The sequence below is a fragment of the Acetobacter zythi genome (assembly GCF_963921165.1).
In the GTDB taxonomy this organism is placed as follows: Bacteria; Pseudomonadota; Alphaproteobacteria; order Acetobacterales; family Acetobacteraceae; genus Acetobacter.
Map to the genome: position 1 here is coordinate 1 of NZ_CAWUEO010000022.1, position 3278 is coordinate 3278.

Below are 3278 nucleotides of genomic sequence, written 5' to 3' on the forward strand. Positions count from 1 at the left end.
ATCATTTTTCTCAAGATCGACCACAATCGTTCCATAGTGATGTCCCCGCCGCCATGCCCAGTCATCCACCCCCACCACACGTGTATTCGCTCTTCTTTGGCGTGAGCTATCTCGTCCTGTGCATGATGACGCGCGACCGGCTCACCGCAGTCCTCCTCGGCTATGCGGTGTCCTCCACAGCCGCACCGATCTATGGCCTGACGGTCCTCGATCCAATCTATGGCGATACGGTCGGCGGCGGCGTAGTCGGTCTGGCTGCGGTTGTCACAAACCTCTTACAGGTTTCAGTCGTCATCTACCTGCTCGAGAGCGCGTCCAGGTCAGAAACGTCGAGACCCTCGTTGGCCCGAACGCTTGGAAAAACGATCAAGAACCCCCTTGTGTGGGCACCGGTGCTGGGCACCATCGTGTCTCTGTCCGGTCTGACGATGCCGCCGGTTTCCGTGTCCGTGCTCAAGCCTCTAGCAGTCTGCGCACCAGGAGCGGCGATCTTCGCCTGCGGGCTCGCGCTTGCGTCTTATTCCCTTAATCTCAGATCTAGGACCGTTATACTGGGATCGCTCGTCTGTGTCGTCTTGCAACCAGCAGTCTTCTTCGTCGCCCTCAAGGCATGGGGACTAAAATCCGCTATGGCGAAAGCAGCTTTTGTCGCAAGTGCGATGCCTACCTCCACACCGTCTGCCCTGTTTGCCCAGCAGTATGGGAAGTGCGAGGTAGAAACAGCCAGCATCATGCTGCTCACGACGCTCGGCATGGTCGTCGTCATTCCCGCCACTGTCGCTATATGCGAGTGGATATAACGCAAAAAAATAGATGATTGGAAAAGTTCTCTGGTTTTAAGACCTGCCCTATGATTACAATTCCATGCACTGATTGGAGAAAATGAGTCCTGAAAAGGTCTGTTTTCCGTTTTGAGAAGCGTTTTGCTCATTTGAGTGCTCTAGCAGCCTGTCGGGTTGGGTTACCCAGTGAAGGGGTAAGGTTGTAAGGTGGTGAGATGAGCAGCTTCATCCCGTTTGACCGGTCTCAGCCGTATCTTCTGCCTCCTGATCTGAAGTCGTGGCTTCCTGCTGACGATATGGCGCATTTCATTGTAGCCGCCGTTGAGCGGGTTCCGATGAGTGCGTTCTGCGTGCCAGTGCGCACGGGTGGCAAGGCACAGTACCATCCGCGTCTGATGTTGGCCCTTCTGATCTTCAGCTATGCGAACGGGTTGTTTTCCTCACGCCGGATCGAGCGGGCGACATATCGCGACATCGGGGTACGCTTCGTGGCGGCGAACCTGCATCCGGATCATGATACGATTGCGACCTTCCGCCGGACGAACAGGGACGCCATTGAAGCTGCATTTGCGCAGGTTCTGCTTCTGGCGCGCGAGGCGGGTCTGCTGCGTCTGGGTGTAGTATCGATCGACGGCACGAAAATTGATGCCGACGCTTCGAAATACCGTTCCCTGCGCTACGACCGGATCAGGGCGCTGCGCGAACAGCTGGCGGTGGATATCGCGAAACTGATGGACCAGGCGGAGCACGCAGATGCCATAGACAGCGATCTGCAGGCATTGCCGGAAGCGCTTGCCCGACGGGAAACACTGAAAGCGAAGCTGGACGAAGCCTGCGCCCGGCTGGAAGCAGATGCGAAGGCGCAGGCCGAGGCGGCGCGATCGGCATACGAGAAAAAGAAGGCGGTGTATGACGCAAAAACAGGGCGTCGCGGCCGGGCGCCCAAACCGCCCGATGATGAACCACCACCCGACCGGCAGATCAGTCTGACCGATCCCGACAGCCGCCTCATGCGGCGTTCGGACGCTCACGAGTTCCGGCAGGCTTACAATGCCCAGGCCGTGGTCTGCGCCGAAGGCAGTCAGTTGATCGTGACAACCGACGTTGTCGCCACGTCAGCGGATGCGCCATCCTTTGCCGACACGGTGCTGTCGATGGAAGACACAATCGGTCTCCCGGAGAAGGTGCTTGCCGACACCGGTTACGCCAGCGGACAGGCGGTCCGGAAACTGCAGGAAAAGGGCATTGATCCGCTGGTCGCCATTGGACGGCCCTGTGCCCGCAGGCCTTACGACTTCCGACCCCATCCCGAAGCAAAGGAGCCACGCCGGATAACCGAACCCTGGCGGCTCGCCATGAAGGCGAGACTGGAAACCACAGAAGCCGGAGATGTTTACAGACTACGAAAACAGACCGTGGAGCCGGTCTTTGGAATTATCAAAAGCATCATGGGCTTCAGAAGGTTCAGTCTGCGCAGCCTTGCAAAAGTCACGACCGAATGGACACTCGTCGCTCTCGCATACAACTGCAAAAGAATGGCACGGCTTCAGGCGGCATAAGCCGGGTCAGCCTCGGCCTTATAACCCTCAAAATGACCAACCCGACAGGCTGTTAGAGCCTGTTTGGAAAGTCATGGATGAGCGTTTCTTCGGATGAGATTGGCCCCCATGGCGACGAAGATCATGGCCTGTGAGAGCCTGTTTGGAAATTCGGTGAGGGTGTGATTCAAGCCCTGGATGTGGACGCCAGAGCAGAGAGGCCGGATGGCCAGTATCACCCGCAAGACGAAGCGCTATCCGTCTGACATGACGGATGAGGAATGGGCGCGGATCGCGCCACTGATGCCTGAGCCTGGGCGCATGGGACGTCCGCGGGAAATTGAATTCCGCGAAGTGATCAACGCGGTGCGCTATCTGGTCCGCTCGGGCTGTGGCTGGCGAATGTTGCCGATCCATTTCGGGCATTGGCGAACGGTCTATGGCTGGTTCCGGGAACTGGCGCGGCGTTTCCTGTTTCAGACGATCCACGATGTTGAATTGATGCTCGATCGGGAGCGGATGGGTCGTGAAGCCAGTCCGTCTGAGGTGGTCCCGTCCGTTCGGACAGTTTTGCGGGCTTGATAAGCTATACCCGGTTGTTGTTATGCCGCCCTTCTGACGGCGTTGCTGTTGGCCATCTGGTCCGGGGTTAACCCCGGACCAGATGGCGTCGGCACGTTATGATACGCCTCATCGGGCGTTCGTCCAGCCAGCGCCGTATGCGGACGCCTTTCGTTATAAAGGGCGATCCATCTGCCAAGCCCGGCCCTCAGCTCTGATCCGGTCTCGAACGCGTACAGGTAGACGCATTCGTATTTCAGCGACCGCCACAGGCGCTCGATGAACACGTTGTCCAGCCAGCGACCGCGTAATCATCCGGCGAGAGACGCGGGCGTATTCAGGCGGCGATGGTATTGTGGACCTGCTGGTGGGCTTTCCAGTGCCAGGGCAGGAGTTC

Annotated in this window: 2 protein-coding genes and 2 pseudogenes; 3 read left to right on the forward strand and 1 reads right to left on the reverse strand. The window is 58.2% G+C overall.

The window, feature by feature from the left end; all coding sequences use genetic code 11:
- The first annotated feature begins 125 nt into the window (after positions 1–125).
- The 3 genes and pseudogenes from AABE20_RS08580 to AABE20_RS08590 all read left to right on the forward strand — a co-directional run.
- Complete coding sequence (locus AABE20_RS08580; RefSeq protein WP_338332682.1) at positions 126–800, forward strand: AEC family transporter; 675 nt, start codon at positions 126–128, stop codon at positions 798–800.
- A gap of 197 nt (positions 801–997) precedes the next feature.
- The gene (locus tag AABE20_RS08585) at positions 998–2341 is read left to right on the forward strand and encodes an IS1182 family transposase (RefSeq protein ID WP_110507849.1); all 1344 of its coding nucleotides are present in this window, start codon (positions 998–1000) and stop codon (positions 2339–2341) included.
- 177 nt (positions 2342–2518) lie between these two features.
- Positions 2519–2863 (forward strand): annotated as a pseudogene (locus AABE20_RS08590) (transposase); the annotation flags it as partial.
- 59 nt (positions 2864–2922) lie between these two features.
- Here AABE20_RS08590 and AABE20_RS08595 read toward each other — a convergent pair.
- A pseudogene (locus tag AABE20_RS08595) lies at positions 2923–3189 on the reverse strand (integrase core domain-containing protein); the annotation flags it as partial.
- Positions 3190–3278: the final 89 nt, after the last annotated feature.